The sequence below is a fragment of the Salipaludibacillus daqingensis genome (genome assembly GCF_029891575.1).
GTDB classification, from domain to species: domain Bacteria; phylum Bacillota; class Bacilli; order Bacillales; family Salisediminibacteriaceae; genus Salipaludibacillus; species Salipaludibacillus daqingensis.
Genome location: NZ_JARZHF010000002.1, coordinates 378,391 through 398,996, shown reverse-complemented (window position 1 = coordinate 398,996; position 20,606 = coordinate 378,391). Strand labels below are relative to the sequence as shown.

Annotated in this window: 19 protein-coding genes and 1 riboswitch; of the genes, 10 read left to right on the top strand and 9 right to left on the bottom strand. The window is 37.7% G+C overall.

Translation table 11 applies throughout. From position 1 onward, the window contains the following. Positions 1–59: 59 nt before the first annotated feature. Together QDN89_RS06065 and QDN89_RS06060 are read right to left on the bottom strand one after the other, a co-directional pair. Positions 60–512: a hypothetical protein gene (locus tag QDN89_RS06065; RefSeq protein WP_280769200.1), complete on the bottom strand. Its 453-nt coding sequence runs from the start codon at positions 510–512 to the stop codon at positions 60–62. Positions 513–789: 277 nt separating this feature from the next. Beyond that, a complete protein-coding gene (locus tag QDN89_RS06060) occupies positions 790–1,278 on the bottom strand; it encodes a DUF456 domain-containing protein (protein ID WP_280769199.1) in 489 nt (162 codons plus the stop codon). A 415-nt stretch (positions 1,279–1,693) separates the two neighbouring features. On the opposite strand from QDN89_RS06060, the gene gltB reads away from it, so the two are divergent. Further along, the gene (gene gltB / locus QDN89_RS06055; protein WP_280769198.1) at positions 1,694–6,289 is read left to right on the top strand and encodes a glutamate synthase large subunit; all 4,596 of its coding nucleotides are present in this window, start codon (positions 1,694–1,696) and stop codon (positions 6,287–6,289) included. Positions 6,290–6,307: 18 nt separating this feature from the next. Further along, the gene (locus tag QDN89_RS06050) at positions 6,308–7,795 is read left to right on the top strand and encodes a glutamate synthase subunit beta (protein ID WP_280769197.1); all 1,488 of its coding nucleotides are present in this window, start codon (positions 6,308–6,310) and stop codon (positions 7,793–7,795) included. A gap of 201 nt (positions 7,796–7,996) precedes the next feature. On the opposite strand, the gene QDN89_RS06045 is transcribed toward QDN89_RS06050, so the two are convergent. The 3 genes from QDN89_RS06045 to QDN89_RS06035 all read right to left on the bottom strand — a co-directional run bounded on the left by QDN89_RS06045 (position 7,997) and on the right by QDN89_RS06035 (position 9,608). Beyond that, positions 7,997–8,743: a sulfite exporter TauE/SafE family protein gene (locus QDN89_RS06045; protein WP_342394366.1), complete on the bottom strand. Its 747-nt coding sequence runs from the start codon at positions 8,741–8,743 to the stop codon at positions 7,997–7,999. A gap of 161 nt (positions 8,744–8,904) precedes the next feature. Beyond that, positions 8,905–9,204 (bottom strand): MTH1187 family thiamine-binding protein, encoded by a 300-nt coding sequence (locus QDN89_RS06040; RefSeq protein WP_280769195.1) that lies wholly within the window; start codon positions 9,202–9,204, stop codon positions 8,905–8,907. Positions 9,205–9,320: 116 nt separating this feature from the next. Next, complete coding sequence (locus QDN89_RS06035) at positions 9,321–9,608, bottom strand: hypothetical protein (RefSeq protein ID WP_280769194.1); 288 nt, start codon at positions 9,606–9,608, stop codon at positions 9,321–9,323. 116 nt (positions 9,609–9,724) lie between these two features. On the opposite strand from QDN89_RS06035, the gene QDN89_RS06030 reads away from it, so the two are divergent. Continuing rightward, the gene (locus tag QDN89_RS06030) at positions 9,725–10,720 is read left to right on the top strand and encodes a zinc-binding dehydrogenase (protein ID WP_280769193.1); all 996 of its coding nucleotides are present in this window, start codon (positions 9,725–9,727) and stop codon (positions 10,718–10,720) included. 49 nt (positions 10,721–10,769) lie between these two features. On the opposite strand, the gene QDN89_RS06025 is transcribed toward QDN89_RS06030, so the two are convergent. Further along, positions 10,770–11,222 (bottom strand): hypothetical protein, encoded by a 453-nt coding sequence (locus tag QDN89_RS06025; protein ID WP_280769192.1) that lies wholly within the window; start codon positions 11,220–11,222, stop codon positions 10,770–10,772. Between the two features lie 168 nt (positions 11,223–11,390). Here QDN89_RS06025 and QDN89_RS06020 point away from each other — a divergent pair, with 168 nt between their 5' ends. Further along, positions 11,391–11,594, top strand: coding sequence for a methionine aminopeptidase (locus QDN89_RS06020; protein WP_280769191.1), 204 nt, complete (start codon positions 11,391–11,393; stop codon positions 11,592–11,594). Between the two features lie 136 nt (positions 11,595–11,730). Here the strand turns inward: QDN89_RS06020 and QDN89_RS06015 are convergent, their stop codons facing one another. Both QDN89_RS06015 and QDN89_RS06010 read right to left on the bottom strand, forming a co-directional pair. Then, on the bottom strand, positions 11,731–12,186 hold the full coding sequence (locus QDN89_RS06015; protein ID WP_280769190.1) for a hypothetical protein: 456 nt from the start codon (positions 12,184–12,186) through the stop codon (positions 11,731–11,733). 22 nt (positions 12,187–12,208) lie between these two features. Then, complete coding sequence (locus tag QDN89_RS06010) at positions 12,209–12,976, bottom strand: hypothetical protein (RefSeq protein ID WP_280769189.1); 768 nt, start codon at positions 12,974–12,976, stop codon at positions 12,209–12,211. Between the two features lie 366 nt (positions 12,977–13,342). Beyond that, a riboswitch (TPP riboswitch) is annotated at positions 13,343–13,443 on the top strand. 180 nt (positions 13,444–13,623) lie between these two features. Here QDN89_RS06010 and QDN89_RS06005 point away from each other — a divergent pair. The 6 genes from QDN89_RS06005 (at position 13,624) to QDN89_RS05980 (ending at position 19,794) form a co-directional block, all read left to right on the top strand. Beyond that, on the top strand, positions 13,624–14,922 hold the full coding sequence (locus tag QDN89_RS06005) for an acetylornithine deacetylase (protein WP_280769188.1): 1,299 nt from the start codon (positions 13,624–13,626) through the stop codon (positions 14,920–14,922). Next, positions 14,912–15,580: a thiaminase II gene (gene tenA, locus QDN89_RS06000; RefSeq protein WP_280769187.1), complete on the top strand. Its 669-nt coding sequence runs from the start codon at positions 14,912–14,914 to the stop codon at positions 15,578–15,580. The genes QDN89_RS06005 and tenA overlap by 11 nt, the downstream gene beginning before the upstream one ends. Beyond that, complete coding sequence (locus QDN89_RS05995) at positions 15,580–16,377, top strand: ABC transporter ATP-binding protein (RefSeq protein ID WP_280769186.1); 798 nt, start codon at positions 15,580–15,582, stop codon at positions 16,375–16,377. The genes tenA and QDN89_RS05995 overlap by 1 nt, the downstream gene beginning before the upstream one ends. Then, a complete protein-coding gene (locus QDN89_RS05990) occupies positions 16,374–17,135 on the top strand; it encodes an ABC transporter permease (protein ID WP_280769185.1) in 762 nt (253 codons plus the stop codon). Before QDN89_RS05995 ends, QDN89_RS05990 begins: the two co-directional genes overlap by 4 nt. Further along, a complete protein-coding gene (locus QDN89_RS05985) occupies positions 17,135–18,130 on the top strand; it encodes an ABC transporter substrate-binding protein (protein ID WP_280769184.1) in 996 nt (331 codons plus the stop codon). Before QDN89_RS05990 ends, QDN89_RS05985 begins: the two co-directional genes overlap by 1 nt. A gap of 524 nt (positions 18,131–18,654) precedes the next feature. Continuing rightward, positions 18,655–19,794 (top strand): glycerate kinase, encoded by a 1,140-nt coding sequence (locus QDN89_RS05980; protein WP_280769183.1) that lies wholly within the window; start codon positions 18,655–18,657, stop codon positions 19,792–19,794. A gap of 90 nt (positions 19,795–19,884) precedes the next feature. Here the strand turns inward: QDN89_RS05980 and QDN89_RS05975 are convergent, their stop codons facing one another. Continuing rightward, complete coding sequence (locus QDN89_RS05975) at positions 19,885–20,472, bottom strand: TetR/AcrR family transcriptional regulator (RefSeq protein WP_280769182.1); 588 nt, start codon at positions 20,470–20,472, stop codon at positions 19,885–19,887. Positions 20,473–20,606: the final 134 nt, after the last annotated feature.

Here is a 20,606-nt window from a genome sequence, read left to right as displayed (position 1 = left end):
AAATAAAACATGCTCCTTTTATCGATGAAGATAAAAGGGGCATGTTACGTTATAAGAAGTTAAATTTTAGAGAAGCCTTCTTCATCTAAAAATTGTGCCGCTTCTTTATAAGTGGTAAACGTACCATCTAACGAATCGTCGGCATAGACATTCCACATCTCGCCTTCTTTCACTAAAGTTAGAACTTGTGTATTATCGTTCATCCAAGATTCTTCACCGATCTCTTCCTCTTCATTAGGAGTAAGAGACGTAATCGCATTTTGAAGCACATTGCGAAGGGCTTTTTCAGTGAAATTTCGGATGTTCACCATTCCTTTTTCATTCGTCTCATAACCAGTTAATTCACCAGCATAAACAAAACCATTGCCATTTGGATGGAGATGATATACGACATTTTTTTTATCCACAGAGCTATTGTTATAGTGGAAGTTAACTCTTCCTAAAGATACATCTTTTCTCTCTAGTTCTGGATAGGATTCAATAATGCTGAGCTTTTCTTCAAATGTTAACATGATGCCTCCAATAATTGTTTATTAATGAGCGTCCTTATTATATCACAAGAAAAAAGAAAGTAACAAAGCTCGCAGGTGAAAAAAGATCTGCTTAACAACTCTAATTTACTGAAAGAGACGTTGCTGTTTCATAGTAGACTGGGGATGCTACCTTTCAGTGCTAAACTTTTCGAGGGAGGGAGCGGTCAAGCTCCATCTTCCATTGTATCCTTCATTGTAGAAGCCTATGTTTTCCTTCAGGTAGCATTCTTTTCTGTAACTAAAAACTGGTCATTTATCACACAAAAAATGCAATATCTAGTAAGAAAATAATAATTAAAATGAATTGGATCGTTCCTTTTGCAAAAGTACTTGTAAGAAATCCAAAAAGAGTACCTACTGCAATTTTAACTGCTTTTTCAAACGGTTGTTTTTGAGTTAACTCAGTGAGTAAGACGAGGACAAAAGGAACCACAAAAATACCAATTGGCGGAATGATAAAACTTCCAATAATTAGTCCTATTGTTGCAGCTGTCATTCCCCGCTTTGATGCGCCGTATTTTTTGACGAAATACATGCTTGCTAAATAATCAGCTATAAAGATCATCATGGTTAAAATGAGAAACGATCCCCATGTCCATAAAGTTAAGGGGGTACCATCAATAAAAAAATGATAAAGGAAGATTCCTGCCCACAATAATAATACGGAAGGAATAATCGGATATAATAGCCCTACAAAACTAAGTATAAATAATAAAATAATGATTATCCAAAGGAAGATTTCCAAGTTATTTTCACCTCTCTTTGTAGTTTACTCAATTTCTTAATAATAATAAACTTATAACGGATTATCATTATTTTAAATTACGCAATTAATGATGATTCCCACGCACAAACGTGTGATTTTCACGCACAAGACCACAACGGATGTGGGCGAATGTCATTATAGTTATTAATCCCGAGTATTAAGCAGTAATTAGTAGTATTAGCGTTTGAATAAATAAATTTTGCTCTATTCTTCTATTATTTTCTGATATAAAGATTCATATGTCACTTGCACAGTAATTCGGTCACCTGATGTTAGAATTATTAACTTTTTCATGTTACACTAATCGAAATATTTTTAATTTTAGGTAACTATATATTGGTAGAGATAATCCAATTTAATTAGCCTAATTTATATTAAAAGGAGGAACGTTGTCATGACACAGCTTAGTACACCGCTGCCACAAGGATTATATCATCCAGAGAATGAACATGAAGCATGTGGAATTGGTATGATTGCACATATAGATGGGACAAAATCTCATGATATCGTTCAAAACGCGATTACGATTTTATGTAATTTAGAGCACCGCGGAGGTCAATCCGCTGATGTGAGTACAGGAGACGGCGCTGGAATATTAACACAAATTCCACATCGCTTTTTTGAGAAGCAGTTTCATAAGGAAGATTTAGTCCTCCCTGATGAAGGTCAATATGGATTAGGGATGATTTTTTTTCCGCAAGATCAAAAAGAGCGTAAAAGTAGCCGGAAAATATTTGAGAGAATCATCGAGGAAGAAGGACAGAAAATTCTTGGATGGCGAAGAGTTCCTGTGAATCCATCCTTTGTAGGTAAGGATGCTAGAAAGACGAAGCCTAATATTAGGCAAGTCGTTATTCTCCCTTCTGACAACATAAAAGACCAAGACGATTTTGAGAGAAGATTATATATCATCCGAAAAAGAACGGAAATTGAAGTTTCAAAAACAACAGAAGCAAACGATTTTTATATAAGCAGTCTGTCTACAAGGACGGTCGTTTATAAGGGGATGTTAATCCCTGAACAATTGGACTCTTTTTATATTGATTTGAATCACAGAGATTTCAAGTCGGCACTAGCCTTTGTTCACTCTCGTTTCAGTACAAATACATTTCCAAGCTGGAAGAGGTCTCATCCAAATCGATACACCATTCATAATGGCGAATTCAATACGATTCGTGGGAACGTAAATTGGATGAAGGCTCGTGAGCAACTTTGCCAATCTAGTCATTTTACTGATGAAGACTTACAAAAAATATTACCGGTAATTGATAAGAACGGAAGCGATTCTTCAATGTTTGACAATGCATTTGAATTTTTGCACCTATCGGGTCGTTCATTGGCTCATACAGCGATGATGATGGTGCCAGAACCATGGGCAAATGATGATACGATTCATCCAGATAAACGAGATTTCTATGAGTATCACAGTACACTTATGGAACCTTGGGATGGACCTGCTGCAATTGCATTTACAGATGGAAAACAAATTGGAGCATGCTTAGACCGTAATGGTTTAAGACCTGCTAGATATTATGTGACAAAGGATGGCATGATTGTTCTTGGTTCAGAAGTTGGAGCATTAGACATTTTCTCTGAAGATGTGTTGTATAAAGATCGATTGAAACCAGGTAAGATGCTCCTTGTGGATTTAGAACAAGGGAAAATTATTCCAGATGAGGAAATCAAATTGCAAATTGCAAACGAACAGCCTTATGGAGAATGGTTAGCGGAGAATCTGATCAAATTAGATGAGTTACCAGAGTCAAAAGAGAAACAAGATACGATTATAAAGGACGAAGAACTTTTGGATCATCAATTGGCCTTTGGTTATACTTCTGAAGAATTAACGAAAATAATAAAGCCGTTAGTTTCTGGTGGCAAGGACCCTGTTGGTTCGATGGGATATGACTCACCACTTGCTGTGTTGTCTAAAAAGCCACAGCTTTTATACAATTATTTTAAGCAGCTGTTCGCGCAAGTAACGAATCCTCCAATCGATGCGATTCGAGAAGAGTTAATTACCCAAGTCGGTACAACGATTGGTGCAGAAGGTAGCCTTGTTAATCCAAAACCTGAAAGTTGCAAACATATATGGCTAGATACACCTATTTTAAGAAATGAACAGTTAGAAACATTACGAAATCAGGATATGGATGGTTTCCAAACAGCTAATTTATCGATATTGTTTCATTCGAACGTTTCTGAAGGGATGGAAACAGCGTTAGAAGAACTTTTTGCTGAGGCTGATCGGAAAATGGCAGATGGTGCGACTTTATTGGTACTCTCAGATCGAGGTATCAATGAGAATAAAGCGGCAATTCCTTCTCTTTTAGCTGTTTCAGGGTTACATCACCATCTTATCCGTCAAGGAACGAGGACACAGGTAAGTATATTACTTGAATCAGGTGAAGCGAGAGAAGTCCATCATTTTGCAGCATTGTTAGGATACGGAGTAGAAGCGATTAACCCGTACTTAGCTTTTGATACGATTCGCCATTTAATTTCTATTGATGAAATAGAGAGTGACTCTTTCAATGATTGTGCTGATAGCTATGTTAAATCAGCGACGGATGGTGTAATTAAAATACTTTCTAAGATGGGGATTTCAACGATCCAAAGTTATCGAGGGGCACAAATCTTTGAAGCAGTCGGTATTCATCAAGATGTGATCGATAAATACTTTACAAGAACATCTTCAAAACTTAGTGGGATCAAGTTAGACATGATTGAAAAAGAAGCGTTATTAAGACATGAGATTGCCTTCGGAGATGAGCGAGGTGCTCAGAAAACACTAGAAAGTGGCGATGAATTCCAATACAGACAAAATGGAGAAGATCATCAATATAATCCGGAAACAATCCATCTTCTTCAAGCGGCGTGCCGCACAAATGACTATGAAAAATTCAAGAAATATTCGACATTGCTTACTGATGAGAAAAATAACTTGCAGTCACTCAAGGGATTATTGAAATTCAAAAAGAGGAAGTCCATTCCTATTGAAGAAGTGGAGTCCGTTGAAGAAATCTGTAAAAGGTTTAAAACAGGTGCCATGTCGTATGGAGCGATAAGTCAAGAAGCTCATGAAGCGTTAGCAGTTGCAATGAATCGAATTGGTGCTAGAAGTAATAGTGGCGAGGGTGGAGAAGACATTGACCGCTTTAGTCCTGAAGAAAATGGTGATTCTAGAAGAAGCGCCATTAAACAAGTAGCATCTGGACGTTTCGGCGTAAATAGCCATTATCTCGTCAACGCTGATGAAATTCAGATTAAAATTGCCCAAGGTGCGAAACCAGGAGAAGGTGGACATCTGCCTGGAAAGAAAGTGTATCCATGGATAGCAGAAGTACGCGGATCGACTCCGGGAGTAGAATTAATATCACCACCTCCACATCACGATATTTATTCAATTGAAGATTTAGCAGAATTGATTCACAATTTGAAAAATGCCAATCCAAGAGCGAGAATCAGCGTGAAGTTAGTTTCAGCTGGAGGAGTAGGCACAATTGCTGCTGGTGTGGCTAAAGGTCGCGCAGATCTCGTATTAATCAGTGGTTATGATGGTGGGACAGGAGCTGCACCAAGAACGAGTTTAAAGCATACAGGACTTCCTTGGGAAATCGGTCTAGCTGAAACCCATCAAACGCTTTTATTAAATAAATTACGAGATCGTATCGTAGTAGAGACGGATGGAAAAATGATGACTGGTCGAGATGTGATTGTTGCAACTTTACTAGGTGCTGAAGAATATGGCTTTTCAACGGCTCCATTAGTTGTTTTAGGCTGTGTCATGATGAGGGTTTGTCATTTAGATACGTGTCCAGTTGGCGTAGCCACACAAAACCCTGAACTAAGAAAGAAATTTCCAGGTAAAGCAGACCATGTCGAAAACTTTATGTTATTTATTGCACAAGAAGCAAGAGAACTCATGGCTGAACTTGGCTTCAAAACGTTAAATGAAATGGTAGGTCGAACGGACGTTTTAGAACCTAATGACGCTATTGATCATTGGAAAGGGAAAAATATCGATCTATCGCCATTGCTTCATAAGCCCGAAATGGATGAAAATGTTTCTCTTGTCAAAACGACCGATCAAGATCATGGCTTAGAAAGTTCATTGGATATGGAAGAATTAATTCCATTCTGTGAAGATGCCTTAGAAAACCAAATTCCTGTAAAGGGAACATTCTCGATTCGTAATATAAACCGGGTGGCGGGAACAATTCTCGGTAGTGAAGTAACGAGACGGTATGGGTTGGAAGGTCTTCAAGAAGATACGATTCGTCTTACGTTTAAAGGATCAGCCGGTCAGAGTTTTGGGGCATTTATTCCGAAAGGGATGTCACTAAAACTAGTTGGAGACGCAAATGATTATGTAGGAAAAGGGTTGTCTGGCGGTAAAATCATCGTTCGACCTTCACGACAACGAACGTTTAAACCAGAAGATAATATTGTTGTTGGTAACGTCTGTTTTTATGGTGCATCCGGTGGAGAAGCATTTATTAATGGGATAGCCGGAGAACGATTTTGTGTTCGAAACAGCGGAGCTAATGTACTTGTAGAAGGAGTAGGTGATCACGCTTGTGAATATATGACAGGTGGTAAAGTGATTATCCTTGGTGATACAGGTCGAAACTTTGCAGCTGGGATGTCAGGTGGCGTTGCTTATGTCCTTCATGAATCAAATGACTCCTTTGAAGCAAAATGTAACAAAGAACTCGTTCATATAGAGTCATTAAAAGATCATGAAGAAATCGATGAATTATACCAAACAATTAAAACACACATTGAACATACGTACAGTGATAATGGAAAACGAATTTTGAAGAATTGGGAAGAGTTAGTACCTAAATTTATCAAAGTTATTCCTAAGGATTACCGAACGATTCAAAATCGGATTAAACAGTATAGAGACGAAGGTTTATCCAAATATGATGCTGATATGAAAGCATTTGAAGAAAGTAAACTTAATGTAGAAGCTTTGAAAAAATAGATGAGGAGGGTGTCAACTATGGGGAAATCGACTGGTTTTATAGAATATGAACGTCAGTCCCAGCTAGAACGTGACCCTTCTGAAAGAACGAAGGATTGGGAAGATTATACGAAACCAATGTCTGAAGATGAATTGAAAAAGCAAGGGGCTCGCTGCATGGATTGTGGCGTGCCTACTTGCCACACAGGAATGGAAATTGATGGTGTCACAACAGGTTGTCCTGTTTATCATTTGATTCCTGAGTGGAATGACATGGTTTATCGTGGTCAATGGAAAGAAGCGTTGAAAAAAGAGCATGAAATGAATAATTTTCCAGAATTTACAGGTATGGCTTGTCCAGCTCCATGTGAAGGAGCTTGTGTTCTAGGAATAAATGAACCGCCCGTCGCTATTCGAACGGTAGAGAGATCGATTATCGAAAAAGGTTTTGAAGAAGGATGGGTAGTACCTGAACCGCCTAAAACTAGGACAGGAAAAAAGGTTGCCGTCGTTGGTTCAGGTCCAGCAGGGCTAGCAGCAGCAGCTCAATTGAACAAAGCAGGTCACTCTGTGACAGTTTTTGAACGACATGATCGAATCGGAGGCTTGCTCACTTACGGTATTCCAGAAATGAAACTACCATATTATGTTGTAGAGCGACGTGTTAAGATACTGGAAGAAGAAGGTATTGAGTTTGTAACGAATACAGAAGTAGGGAAAGATATTTCTGCATCTGAACTAGACGAAAATTTTGATGCGACGATTCTTTGTGGTGGTGCAACAGTCCATCGCAACATTCCAGCGGATGGCAGAGAACTAGAAGGTATTCATTACGCAATGGATTTTCTTCATGCGAATACAAAAAGTTTATTAGACTCTGGTCATGAGGATGGAAATTACTTAACAGCTAAAGGTAAAAATGTTGTTGTTATTGGTGGCGGTGATACAGGAACAGATTGTTTATCAACATCAGTACGACATGGATGCAAAAGCTTGACACAGTTTGATATTTATACGAAAAAAGGAACGGACCGAGATGAGAATAACAACCCATGGCCACAGTGGCCGATTATCCACCGTGTGGAATATGGTCACAAAGAAGCTGCGGCAGTATTTGGACAAGATCCGCGAGCTTATGCTGTTATGACAACAAAGTTTGTTGGCGATGATCAAGGTCATGTAAAAGAAGTTCATACGATTGATGTGGAAACAACTCTTGCAGCGGATGGTCAGCGAATCCGCAAAGAAGTTCCAGGTACAGAAAAAGTGTGGCCGGCTGATCTCGTATTATTAGCGATTGGATTCGCTGGTCCAGAACAAAAGTTGATCAAAGATTTAGGAGTGGAAACGGAAGAAAAGTCTACGGTGAAAGCAGAGTTTGAAAAATACAAAACGAATGTTGAAGGTGTATTCGCTGCTGGAGATATGAGACGTGGTCAAAGTTTAATTGTTTGGGCGATTAATGAAGGTAGAGGAGCAGCAAGAGAATGTGACCGCTTCTTGATGGGAACAACGAAATTACCTTGAAGATTGAATTGTTAGGCAACTGCTTATGCAGTTGCCTTTTGGTTTGGAGAAATAGAATCTATCGTGATGATAGATCGAGAAAGCGCAGCTAGGTATCATGAGAGCGCGAGAGAGTAAGTTGAAAGCGCGCCAACCTGAGTTGAAAGCGCACCTAGGGCATGTGAGAGCGCACTGAAATCGAGAAAGCGCACCCCACCACCACTATCCAATTAACAGTTTCAAACCACCAGCGAAAGCAAAAAGTAAAACAATGAAACTGAATTTCCGCTGTGGAATCAACGGTAAGAATTTAATACCAATATAAGTCCCGATTAAAATAGCTGGAGTAAGCCACGCATTGAATGTGAGTGTTTCTAGTGTGATCAAACCCAAACTTCCGTACATAGGCACTTTTAGTAGATTAACAAACAGAAAAAACCATGCACCGGTTCCGATAAAATGTTTTTTTGGCATCGCAATCGCCAATAAAAAAATCGCCATGATGGGACCAGCTGCATTCCCTACCATCGTAGTAAAACCGGCGAGAGTACCCATGACAACTACAAACCATTTGGATTGTGGAATAGCATCGACCCATGAAGAACCCAATTTCTCGCGAACGACTTGAAGAATAATCATCGTGACAATGATTCCACCTAAAATCATTTCAACAGGTCGGCTAGATGTCATGAAAAACAATAGTGTAAATCCGATTGCTAAACCACCGAGAACCCAAGGAACGAGAGAAAATAGTGTTTTCCAATGAACACTTCTTCGATAGTAGACGACAGCAATCAGATCAGCGATGATCAACATTGGTAAAACAAGTCCAATAGACTCTCGTGCCGGAAAAATAGAGGCCATTGTAGCAACAACTAAAATACCAAGCGTTGGTAAGCCTGTTTTCGAAATACCTATGAATAATGCAGATACGATAACAAGGACGATTTGAGTCCAATCTAGTTCCAACAAAATGATTCCTCCCCTAGGAACGATAAATTTCCTTGAATGACATGTGAATATTTTATCATTGGAGAGAAAATAAGAATACAAACAAAAAGAACTGTCTATCAGTGGGCACGAAAGTCCAGCTCTGATAGACAGTATATGATTTGTTTTTTGGAGATTTGTTAGTTTTTCGGTTGTGAAACTTTTTTCGCTTGTTCTTCTAAATGAATAGGCTTGTCCACACGGTCGTCAATTTTAATCGTTGTTACGACTCGCTTTGCTTTGTTCTCAATTTCGTTCATATGAATGACTTGGGCGACATTCATCAATTTGTCTAAATCGCCTTCAATGATCGTTGATGTGGCAGTCACCTGATAATTTAAACCGTTTTGCTCTATTAATGATACTGCTTTTTCCACATCACTGCTGAAACTTTCTGAATCTGTTCCAACAGGCACAACACTTATTTCCAATAATGGCATAAAGTAAAGCCTCCTCATAAACATGTGAGTAACATGTTTGGTTAGTTTTAAAAGGTTACATCCACACTATTACCATATGAAATAAGAATTAAACATTTGGGCTTCTGTGGGGGAGGTTAACTATTTTGTCCTATCACTTGTAATTTTTTCATCAAAAAAGGTGTCTTGCGAAGAACAAACAAACTTATTTTGTTAGGCTGTTTGAAACTTTTATTTAACGTTATTAATTGTTTTTCGATTAAAACGTGCACGGTTGGTGTTAGTGAATCGATGACACAAATATGATCTTTATTTGATAAACGAATCAACTTCCAAAGAACGCGTTTTTCATGTATAGGTAGGTCCTGAATCATAAGATACGTTTTTCGTTCTTTTATTGGTAGATCGTCAACGGTAAGTTTCACTAATTGTCACCTCTGGATTTTTGAAAGATGGCTATCATTTCAAGTATAATAGAAAAAAGAGGAGAAAATCACTTATATTACGTTATAAGTATCAAATTTTTTAAGGAGGTCATTTAATGAAGGCATTTGTACATAAGGGAACAAAAGGTATGGTGGGAACTTTTTATCAGGATATGGATGAACAAAAGCCAAATAAAGGGGAAGTAAGCGTCAAAATGAAAGTCGCAGGTTTGAATCACCGCGACTTATTCGTTTTACAAAAACATGATGAAACGGACTCGGCTCTTATAATTGGGTCAGATGGAGCAGGTATTGTTGAGAGTATTGGAAAAGGTGTAACAAGAGTAGCCGTTGGCGATGAAGTCGTCATTAATCCTAGTTTAGGATGGATCAATCAGAGCGATGCTCCACCAGAAAACTTTCAAATTGTTGGACTTCCTGGACATGGAACATTTGCAGAAAAAGTGATCATTTCTGAAAAAAATCTAGAGAAAAAACCAACTCATCTGACATGGGAAGAATCAGGTGTTTTTTCTCTTGCTGCTTTAACGGCATACCGTGCATTGTTTACAAGAGCTAAGATTTCTTCTGAAGATACGGTTTTACTGCCGGGTGTCGGGAGTGGGGCGGTAACTTTCTTGTTACTGTTTGCTAAAGCTGCGGGAGCGAGAGTAATTGTAACATCAAGATCAGAAAAGAAACGTCAAAAAGCATTGGAATTAGGCGCTGATATAGCAATTGATAGTGAAAGTGATTGGAATGAAGCATTAGACGGTGAAAAAGTTGATGTAGTTGTTGAAACAGTGGGTGCAGCAACGTTTCAAAAATCATTGGATCAACTTCGAAAAGGTGGAACAATGGTTACGTTTGGTGCATCAGCAGGAGACACTGTTAGTTTAGACTTAAGAAGTTTTTTCTATGGCCAATATAATTTGCTCGGAACTACGATGGGAAGCCAAGAAGAATATCAAAAGATGTTGTCATTCATTAGTAAACACGAGATTAAACCAGTTATTGATACTACTTTCCCGTTAAAAGATACAAAACAAGCGTTAGAAAGACTCGCTGATGCAAAACAATTAGGAAAAATTGCATTAGTTGTAGAAGAGTAAAAAAAAGTGGAAGGCTGATCAGATAACTACTGATCAGCCTTTTAAAATTCTAAAAAAAGAATGGGAAGAACAACCGACGAATTCCGAAAAATGGGTATCGTCTTCTTCTAAAACGCCGAAACCTTCTAGGAATTCCGTATCCATACCCATACCCAGGACCTGGTCCAAATCCTGGGTAACCATATCCTGGATACCCGTATCCGAAATGTTGAGGACTGTCTTGCATTTGAGTCCCTTGTTGTGCGTGTAATTCGTGGTGACTCTCATGCCCGTGCTGACCGTAGTAAGGCTGCTGGGCTCCTTCTTCTGCTTCAGGCATTAATAGCGTGACCCCTTCATTATCCACTTCCTCAATTATTCCATCATGAGAACTTCCATCCATTAACTGGATCTGGATAAAGTGTAAATGATACTGAGTACACATGTTGTGCATGTCTTTAGCATGTTGTTCGTTTTGGTGATGTCCTTGTGCTGGCATCCCTTGATAAGGTTGATGCATCATAATTAATCACTCCTCCTTTACAAGATTCACTATATGCAAGTGCCTAGAGATGTGTTCAAAAATACAGTGAAAATATTTTTATAGTGGAAAATATGTTTAAGATGTTCAAAGTATAAAAGGTTTCCTTTTGCCTAATACTATAAAAAAAGAGTTAAAGAGGTGAAGGGAATGAGACTTTTTCAAGCTATTGCTCAATGGCAAGAGGAAAGACAAGAAAAACATTTACAAAATATGAAAGAGCAAGGATTGTGTCCAGACTGTCAGGGGAAAGGTTTTAATATACCAGTAAGTGAATTTTACATCTCTCCGAGTCATTATAATTGTCCTGGATGTAACGGGAGTGGAAGCTATCAGGATTGGTCACAACTGTAACGATACGAAGAGGATCTCTTAGAGTGAATGAGAGCTCCCTTTTTTGTTTAATAGGAAAAAGATAGGATAATGAGCTTTAGAACAGCTTAAATTATCACCGAAAATGTCATAAACTCTTGTCAATTTAATGAGGATCTTACACTTTTGAAACGCCTAAAGCAAAGTTTTCCCATAATATTTTTTCGACCTGTTCAACTATCTCTTGAGGACAATTGATAACTAAAAATACTTCAGATTTTTTACCTTTTAAAGCTCTTTGTTTATTTCGAGTTATTTTATAAAAAGTGTAGTTAATGATAAAACCTAATAAGAATCCAATAATTGCTCCAATTAGTCCCCATATAATAGGTCCCCAAGCTAAGGCAAATCCGAAACAAGTTCCGATAACAGAAAAAGCTGTCCCTAAAGCGGCACCAGTATCAAATAAACTAACCCCATCAGCTCGATGCAAAGTATCGAAGAGCTTTCTTTCTTCGATGCGATTATATAAAGGGACCGCAAGAATGTTTTCTTTCTCGATCCCTATTTGTTCTAAGGCAGTGATGGCTAACTCAATATATGATGAATGTTCAAACGAGGAGAAAATCTGCACCGTGGTTCACCTCAAATTTTTATTATAATTTAACATGGTAATGTTGATAGTTCTTTCGAAGAAACTTTCGTTGTTCACTTTCATATAATTTATTATTTTCAACTGTATTCGTATAAGAATCATAAACGGCAAAACCTATATTCGAAGGTATGAACAGAAACCATTGAGGATCTATCACCTCTTTTGCTTCGTTTAAATCACCTAGAAAAATCCAATGGACTGCTACGAGAGCATTTGAAAAGTAAACAAAAACGATCATGAACCCCATCGTAAAAATAGCTGTGAAAATACGATGGATATAAAGTTGTCCTAGTCCAGGAGTCATTAACGACCATAAAACAGCCATGATTGGTCTTCTCTTATCGAGGTAGTTGATTTCCATTGAGGTAATACTATATGTATTTATTTCAGCATTTTCACGTTCTGCTAAGATAAATTCCTTATTGATATCCATCGTTGTTCGATAACTATCCCATATAGCAAACATATAGACAGGTAGATATAAAAGTAACCATCTTGGATCAAGCACTTCTTTAGCCATTTCAAAATTTCCAATAAAAGAGAACACGATAGCATGATTAAGGTTCGACATACTATTAACAAAAACTTCCCATATGAAGAGAGAAAAGCCTCTAATATATTTGGATAGTAACAGATGACCAAAACCAGGGAATGCAGCGGACCACCATGCGACAACATATGGATTTCGTAAATGTAATTGGGTTGTTCCAAGAGGTCCTAAATAGGCCTTAAATCGTCGTTCTTTATTCGTTGGATGAAAATTGTCCATTTGTCCACACAACCCTTCCTTTCATATGATTTACATTAATTGGTTATCTATACAAAAAAATTAATAACTACAATTGAACAGTTAGGTTGATTAAAAGAAATTTCTGCTAATTATTTTAAAAAATAGGAGGTTAAAGGTCATAAATCTTTAATTTCACGACTATTCGTGTTCGTTATCATGATAAGAGGATATATGATGTAGATTGGAAAAAGAAATTTTTAAAATTAATAGCCTAAAGCCTTAGATTTCACATTGAACAACTTTTTTATTGGATGTTACAAATGGAAAGAACATTATGAATTTTTAAACATGATTGTTTGCAAATTCAGAAATGTGTGGTATCTTTTGTGTATTGACAATTTTATGAACGACCACTAGGGGTGCTTGATTTGCTGAGAGAGACGTTTGTCTTAACCCTATTACCTGAACTAGATAATACTAGCGGAGGGAAGTGGTGTGAGCAAACTCAGTTGTATAAGATTTCTTTCTTATATTTCTCTCATTTTTGATTTGTTCTACATACACAACCACTCTTGCTAGAGTGGTTTTTTGTCGTTCTCTAGTTCATCATGTTTCTAAATGAAATGCTAGAGAAAATCACCTATTAGACAATCAACAGGAAATGTCAAAGGTAAAGGAGAAATGATATGAACGAAGAGCTAAACACTATATTCCAAGAAATCGATGGTAGAAAAGAAGAATTAATCGAACTGGTAAATCAACTTGTGCGATACAAAACACCGAGCCCTCCTGCTCGAAATACCCAAGAGGCCCAAGAATTCGTAGCAGATGAATTAAAGAAGCTAGGAGCAGAAGTAGATCAATGGGATGTGTATCCTGGAGATCCAAACGTTGTTGGTACATTTAAAGGTTCTCAATCTAATCAATTCAAAAGTTTAATCATTAATGGACATATCGATGTAGCCGAAGTTGATGAACATGAAAAAGGATGGGAAACAGATCCATTTACACCATTTGTTAAAAACAACCGACTTTACGGACGGGGAACCGCTGACATGAAAGCGGGTCTTGCTGGAGCGTTATTTGCGATCAAGCTTTTACGAGAGAGAGAGATAGAACTGCCAGGGGACTTGATTTTTCAATCAGTGATTGGCGAGGAGGTTGGAGAAGCGGGAACGTTGGAATGTTGCGACAGAGGATATACAGCGGACGCAGCAGTAGTGGTAGATACGAGCGATTTACACATTCAAGGGCAAGGTGGTGTGATTACTGGTTGGGTGACGGTGAAAAGTCCGAAGACGTATCATGATGCCATGCGTCGAAACATGGTTCACGCTGGTGGCGGTATACACGCAGCAAGTGCAATTGAAAAAATGGTTAAAATCATCGAAGGACTGAAAGATTTAGAGAAACATTGGGCAGTTACAAAATCATATCCAGGATTCTCTCCTGGGATGAATACGATTAACCCTGCTGTTATTGAGGGAGGACGACATGCAGCATTCGTAGCCGATGAATGTAGGCTTTGGATTACTGTTCATTTTTATCCAGATGAAAACCATAAGGATATTGTAAAAGAAGTGGAAGATCATCTCCTCAAAGTAGCGGAAGGGGACCTTTGGTTGAGAGACAATCCGCCAATTTTTACTTGGGGAGGTAAATCCATGATTGAGGATAGAGGAGAAATATTTCCTTCTCTTTCTCTTGATGAAAATGGAGACGAAGTGCAAACATTAAAGATTGCCCATTCAACCGTCTGTCAAAAAAGTCCTGAAATTAGTATGTCGCAAACGGTAACAGATGGAGGTTGGCTTGGTAATGCAGGAATTCCGACGATGATTTATGGTCCTGGAGATTTACAAAATGCTCATGGAATAAATGAATCAGTCTCGATTGCTCAGCTTATTGATTTTACAAAAGTAATAATGACATTTATTTATGAGTGGAGTCATCAAAAAAGAGAGGATGATAGAAATGACGTTTAGTCAACGTTTATATGAAAATGTGAAACCAATTTGGAGAAAAAATCATGATCATCCATTTGTTCAAGGCATTGGTGATGGAACATTAGACGAAGATAAATTCCGATTTTTTATGATCCAAGATTATTTGTATTTAATCGAGTATGCGAAACTTTTTGCTATAGGAGCTGTGAAGGCGAATGATGTTAAAACGATGGGGAAATTCGCCGAGCTATTAGACTCAACAATGAACACAGAAATGGCACTTCACCGACAATACGCGAAAGAATTCAACATATCTGAACATGAGCTTGAAACGGCTTCACCAGCACCAACAACGTTAGCCTACAGTCACTACATGCTCCACGTTGGAAATAATGGCGGCTTAGCAGAATTAGTTGCAAGTTTACTTCCGTGCATGTGGAGTTATGCGGAGATTGGTAAAACGCTTGATGAGGTGCCAGGAGCTCGTAATGGGAAATATGGGGAGTGGATAAAGATGTATTCTAGTAAAGAATTTCATGACTTAACAGAATGGACGATTTCCTTATTAGATAAGTTGGCAGAAGGCAAACCGGAGCATGAACTAAAAGATATAGAAGAAATTTTCTTAAATACGACTCGGTTTGAATACATGTTTTGGGATATGTCCTATAACAAAGAAATGTGGCCAATGGACTAATGAAGAAAAAAGATAAGAGCCATAGTCATTCACATTTAGCTTTTGATCATGTTTCGTTTTCTTATAAGCATAGTGATAAATTTACTTCTGTGTTTGACAACATCAATCTTACTATCCATGAAAAAGAATTCGTAACGATTCTTGGTCCAAGTGGAGCGGGAAAATCAACATTTTTTCGATTAGCATCCGGGCTTGAACAACCAGAGTCTGGTCACATTAGACTTCGAGACAAGGAAGAGCGTCATCGCCTTGGAAAAATTGGTTATATGCCACAACAAGATTTGCTTCTTCCATGGAGAACTGTGTTAGAAAATGGACTGCTTCCGTTAGAGATTAAAGGGATGAATAAAAAAGAAGCAAGAGAAAAAGTGTTGCATCATATGAAGAAATTTGGCCTGCTGGGAACAGAAGATCATTACCCTCACCAACTTTCAGGAGGAATGAGACAGCGGGTATCTTTTTTAAGGGCGATTCTTGGAGGAAATGAAATTTTACTCCTTGATGAACCATTTAGTGCACTAGATTCAATGACTCGATATATGATGCAAGAATGGCTGTTGGAACAATGGCATGAATGGGATAAGACGATCATTTTTATTACTCATGATGTGGAGGAAGCGATTTTTCTTTCTGACCGAGTATTGATGTTAACTCACCCTCCAATTAAAGGGGAAATAGATGAAGTTAACGTACCAATAAGTCGACCGCGAAATGAGGAACATCGAAGTGATGCTGCATTTATGAAATTAAAACAAGATCTCTTGAAAAAAATGAGATCGAAGGAACGTTCTCTATGAAAAAATTAATGACCAACATTTTTTATTATGGAAGTTCGCTCGTGTTAGTATCTCTTTTGCTGATTGTCTGGGAAGTAGGTGCGCGAATCTATGACAAAGCGTATATTTTGCCTTCCCCTTCTGGGATTCTAGTGAAACTTTGGGAATTAAGACAGGTGCTGTTTTATGTTCATTTACCTGCAACTCTTCAAATCGTGGTAATCGGTTTAGGAATCTCTATGATTGTCGGTGGTGGGTTGGCGATTTTTATGAATCGCAGTTCGTTTACTGAAAGGACTTTTTTTCCATTAGTCATCGCCTCTCAAACGATTCCGATTATTGCTTTAGCACCTATTTTTGTGCTTTGGTTTGGATATTCGATTTGGAGCAAAGTTGCTGTGACAGTTTTGATTACTTTCTTTCCCATTACGGTTAGTACGTTTGATGGATTACGATCGACGAGTAAAGAACTGCAAGATTTGCTGCTAACGATGGGAGCAAGCAAAAGACAGCTTTTTTTCAAAGTTCAAGTCCCATCCGCGCTTCCATATTTTTATTCAGGATTGAAAGTAGCGGTGACGCTAAGTGTTATTGGGGCAGCGATTGGAGAATGGCTTGGAGCAAGCAAAGGACTTGGATACTTTAGTAGAAGAATGATGACTCAAATGGATGGTGCAGGTGTATTTGCGCCAATCGTTTTGTTATCGATGATGGGTATTTGTTTGTTTTTACTAGTGAAGGTGTTTGAAAATATTTCAATAAAGTGGAGGAACAAATAATGAAAATAGCATTTATAATCATGCTTATTCTGTTAGTAGGGTGCAATAGTAATAATGAAAAGGTTCAAGGGGAAAACGGAGAGGAATTAAAGGAAGTACAAATTATGCTCGATTGGTACCCAAATGCCGTGCATAGTTATTTATACGTAGCAGAGGAGATGGGTTACTTTGAAGAGGAAGGGTTAGATGTAGAAATTATTTTTCCGACCAACCCGACAGATCCCATAAATCTAGCTGCAACAGGGGAAGTGACATTAGGCATTACTTATCAGCCAGATGTAATCACAGCAAGAAACGAGGATATTCCTGTCGTATCCGTTGCTTCAATTGTACGCTCTCCTTTAAATCATATCGTTTATTTAAATGATGAAGAGATTCAATCGCCGAAAGATTTGGAAGGAAAAAAAGTTGGATATCCTGGAATTCCTGTTAATGAACCGTTGCTAGAAACAATGGTAACAGAAGATGGTGGTGACTTTGGACAAGTGGAACTCATTGACGTAGGGTTTGAATTAGGTTCTTCTATTGTTAGTGAAAGAGTTGATGCCGTCATTGGTGCATATATTAATCACGAGGTACCAGTACTTGAATACCAAGATCATGATGTTCACTATTTTAATCCTGTTGATTATGGAGTGCCGAGTTTTTACGAGTTAGTGATGGTTACGAATGAAAGTCAGCTTGAAGATAACAAACCGAGGATTGAATCCTTTTGGAATGCTGCAGAAAAGGGATATAAGTACATGAAAGAAAATCCTGATGATAGTTTGGACATCTTGTTCAGGCATGAGGATCAAGAGAATTTTCCACTCATACGTGAAGTAGAAGAGGATAGTCTCGATATTTTACTATCGAAAATGGAAAGGGAAGACGAGCCCTTTGGAAGTCAATTCGAATCTTCTTGGGAAGAGACAATCAATTGGTTGTACGAAGCGGGTTATATTGATGAAAAACCAGATACAAGTGATATATTTATTAATTTCGTTGAAGAATAATATGAAATAGACTACAGAATACTTAGGTGAACAAAGAATTTATAGTAAAAAAACCACGTGAATGTAATTGGTCATGGAAAAGATACTATTGTATTTGCCAATGGTTTTGGATGTGATCAAAAAGTTTTGAAAAATAGGAGCCCTTCTTTTCAAAAAGTCTAAAATTTGATTTTATTTGATTATGTAAGAGCACGAAAATAAGGTAAATCATTTTACGATAAAGGTCGATACAATAGTCTTCAAGGATATGCAGAAGATTTGATGGAAGTGATCGATTCTCAAATTGCTAGCAATGTTAAGGTTGTTGGTCACTTTGTTAGTGGAATGAATTCTTTTCGTAAATCAGACATAAATGTATGTCTCTAAATCAAAAGGTAGATATCGTTTAACTGTTATGATTCAATAGATATATAAAGCAATCGGTCGTTCTTTAAGGTCGGTTGCTTTTTCATTATATTTAATTATAGCTTTTTTTAGTATTTCAATTTGGATCCATCAGATAAAAGTCTAGGGAGGCGGCATAGATGAATATAGTCATTGCACCAGATTCATTTAAAGAAAGCTTAACGTCCATCGAAGTTGCAGAAGCCATTGAAAAGGGATGGAAAGAAGAAGATTCACAGTGTACGTTTGTAAAAGTCCCCTTGGCTGATGGGGGGGAAGGTACTGTCTCATCGTTAGTTCATGCAACAAACGGGAAGATTTATCAAAAAGAAGTAACAGGTCCCCTAGGTGAAAGAGTAAAAGCGACTTACGGAATTCTTGGAGATGGAAAAACAGCTGTAATTGAAATGGCTGAAGCATCAGGGTTGCATCTAGTACCATTAGATAAGCGAAACCCACTTGTGACAACGACTTATGGAACGGGGGAATTAATTTTAGCTGCACTCCAACACAACGTTGACAAGGTCATTCTCGGCATTGGAGGAAGTGCTACAAATGATGGAGGAGCTGGAATGGCTCAAGCTTTAGGAGTTAAACTATTAAATGAAAAGCAGCGACAAATAAAGTGGGGAGGAGGACAACTTCACCTCATTCGATCCATTGATTTCTCTAACCTCCACCCATCTTTACTAAAGGTAGACATGGAAATTGCATGTGATGTGACTAATCCTTTAACTGGACCAACAGGTGCTTCAGCCATTTATGGACCTCAAAAAGGAGCGGATGAAGAGATGGTTTCTTCTCTCGATCGTAATTTAACTCATTTTGGTGATTTGATTGAATCGCATTTGAACATCTCAGTAATGGATGTTGCCGGTGCTGGAGCGGCAGGTGGTTTAGGTGCGGGACTTCTAGCCTTTTGTTCAGCGAAGCTTATACCTGGCATTGAGATGATAATAAAAGCTACAAAGTTAGAGGAGAAGATTATGCTAGCTGACCTTGTGATTACTGGGGAAGGTAAAATTGACGGCCAAACTGCTTTTGGCAAAACGCCAGTTGGCGTAGCTAGATTAGCTAAAAAATATAAAAAACCCGTTATTGCTATAGCAGGAAGTTTGCAAATGGATGGGGATGATTTATATGACGAAGGGATGGATGCTTTATTTTCAATCACTCCTTCTGCCATGAGTTTGGATGAAGCACTTGAAGATGCTTATGAGAATACGTTTGTCCTATCGAAAAATATCGCTCGATTGTGGAAAATAGCAAGGAATTCATGACAGAAAAGGATTATTAATCCCTACGAATAACGTAAAAGAACGAAAAGCTTTGCAAACCAAGCAAGCTGTATCGCTCTTCGTTCACCTTCATTATTTCTCACGGTTTCCTGCAATACCATAAAACAAAATTTTCGTAATATCTTCTGTAAACGGTAAGATTTTTTCATAAATATCTTCTCGTTGCATGGAATCCTTTAAGATTTGAAAATACAGCAAAATGGCCTCGTTTGATAAGTTTGGATCAATATATCCTTCTTCTTTTCCTTCATTAAAGAAATTAATTAGTCTAGGAATGGCATCTTTCTGATAAACTTCTTCAATATAACTCAACCCAGAATTGTATTCCTTCATAAAATAAAAATAAAAATCTTCATGAATATTATCTGCGGCTTCTTTTTTATTAAAAATTAGTTGCTTAATCTTTTCTGGAAAAGGCAAGTTACTTTCAAGAATTTCGACACCCTCGTCCCAAGATTTATCAACATAATATACAATCGTCTCATCAATTAAATTTTGTTTGCTTTGAAAATAATTATAAATCGTTACCTGGGATACATTTGCTTTTGCAGCGATTTCTGAAATAGATACCTTTTGTACCCCATGTACCATGAATAGATCTAATGATGCTTGTAAGATTTCTGCTTTTTTAAGTTCTCGACGTCGTTCGAATCCATCCATTTTTCTTTCACCTCACGTTAAGTGTAATAAAAAATATGAAATAAAACAAATACATTGTTTCAAAACATATTGCAATAGATCGATTTATTGTATAATATGAAATATATAGATATATAAATTTCATATCTTAGTAT

Bases quoted from the DNA above. Each gene is read 5' to 3' on its own strand.
- QDN89_RS06065 (WP_280769200.1), bottom strand. From the start codon at position 512: ATGTTAACATTTGAAGAAAAGCTCAGCATTATTGAATCCTATCCAGAA.
- gltB (WP_280769198.1), top strand. From the start codon at position 1,694: ATGACACAGCTTAGTACACCGCTGCCACAAGGATTATATCATCCAGAG.
- QDN89_RS06050 (WP_280769197.1), top strand. From the start codon at position 6,308: ATGGGGAAATCGACTGGTTTTATAGAATATGAACGTCAGTCCCAGCTA.
- QDN89_RS06040 (WP_280769195.1), bottom strand. From the start codon at position 9,204: ATGCCATTATTGGAAATAAGTGTTGTGCCTGTTGGAACAGATTCAGAA.
- QDN89_RS06030 (WP_280769193.1), top strand. From the start codon at position 9,725: ATGAAGGCATTTGTACATAAGGGAACAAAAGGTATGGTGGGAACTTTT.
- QDN89_RS06025 (WP_280769192.1), bottom strand. From the start codon at position 11,222: ATGATGCATCAACCTTATCAAGGGATGCCAGCACAAGGACATCACCAA.
- QDN89_RS06020 (WP_280769191.1), top strand. From the start codon at position 11,391: ATGAGACTTTTTCAAGCTATTGCTCAATGGCAAGAGGAAAGACAAGAA.
- QDN89_RS06010 (WP_280769189.1), bottom strand. From the start codon at position 12,976: ATGGACAATTTTCATCCAACGAATAAAGAACGACGATTTAAGGCCTAT.
- QDN89_RS06005 (WP_280769188.1), top strand. From the start codon at position 13,624: ATGAACGAAGAGCTAAACACTATATTCCAAGAAATCGATGGTAGAAAA.
- tenA (WP_280769187.1), top strand. From the start codon at position 14,912: ATGACGTTTAGTCAACGTTTATATGAAAATGTGAAACCAATTTGGAGA.
- QDN89_RS05995 (WP_280769186.1), top strand. From the start codon at position 15,580: ATGAAGAAAAAAGATAAGAGCCATAGTCATTCACATTTAGCTTTTGAT.
- QDN89_RS05990 (WP_280769185.1), top strand. From the start codon at position 16,374: ATGAAAAAATTAATGACCAACATTTTTTATTATGGAAGTTCGCTCGTG.
- QDN89_RS05985 (WP_280769184.1), top strand. From the start codon at position 17,135: ATGAAAATAGCATTTATAATCATGCTTATTCTGTTAGTAGGGTGCAAT.
- QDN89_RS05980 (WP_280769183.1), top strand. From the start codon at position 18,655: ATGAATATAGTCATTGCACCAGATTCATTTAAAGAAAGCTTAACGTCC.
- QDN89_RS05975 (WP_280769182.1), bottom strand. From the start codon at position 20,472: ATGGATGGATTCGAACGACGTCGAGAACTTAAAAAAGCAGAAATCTTA.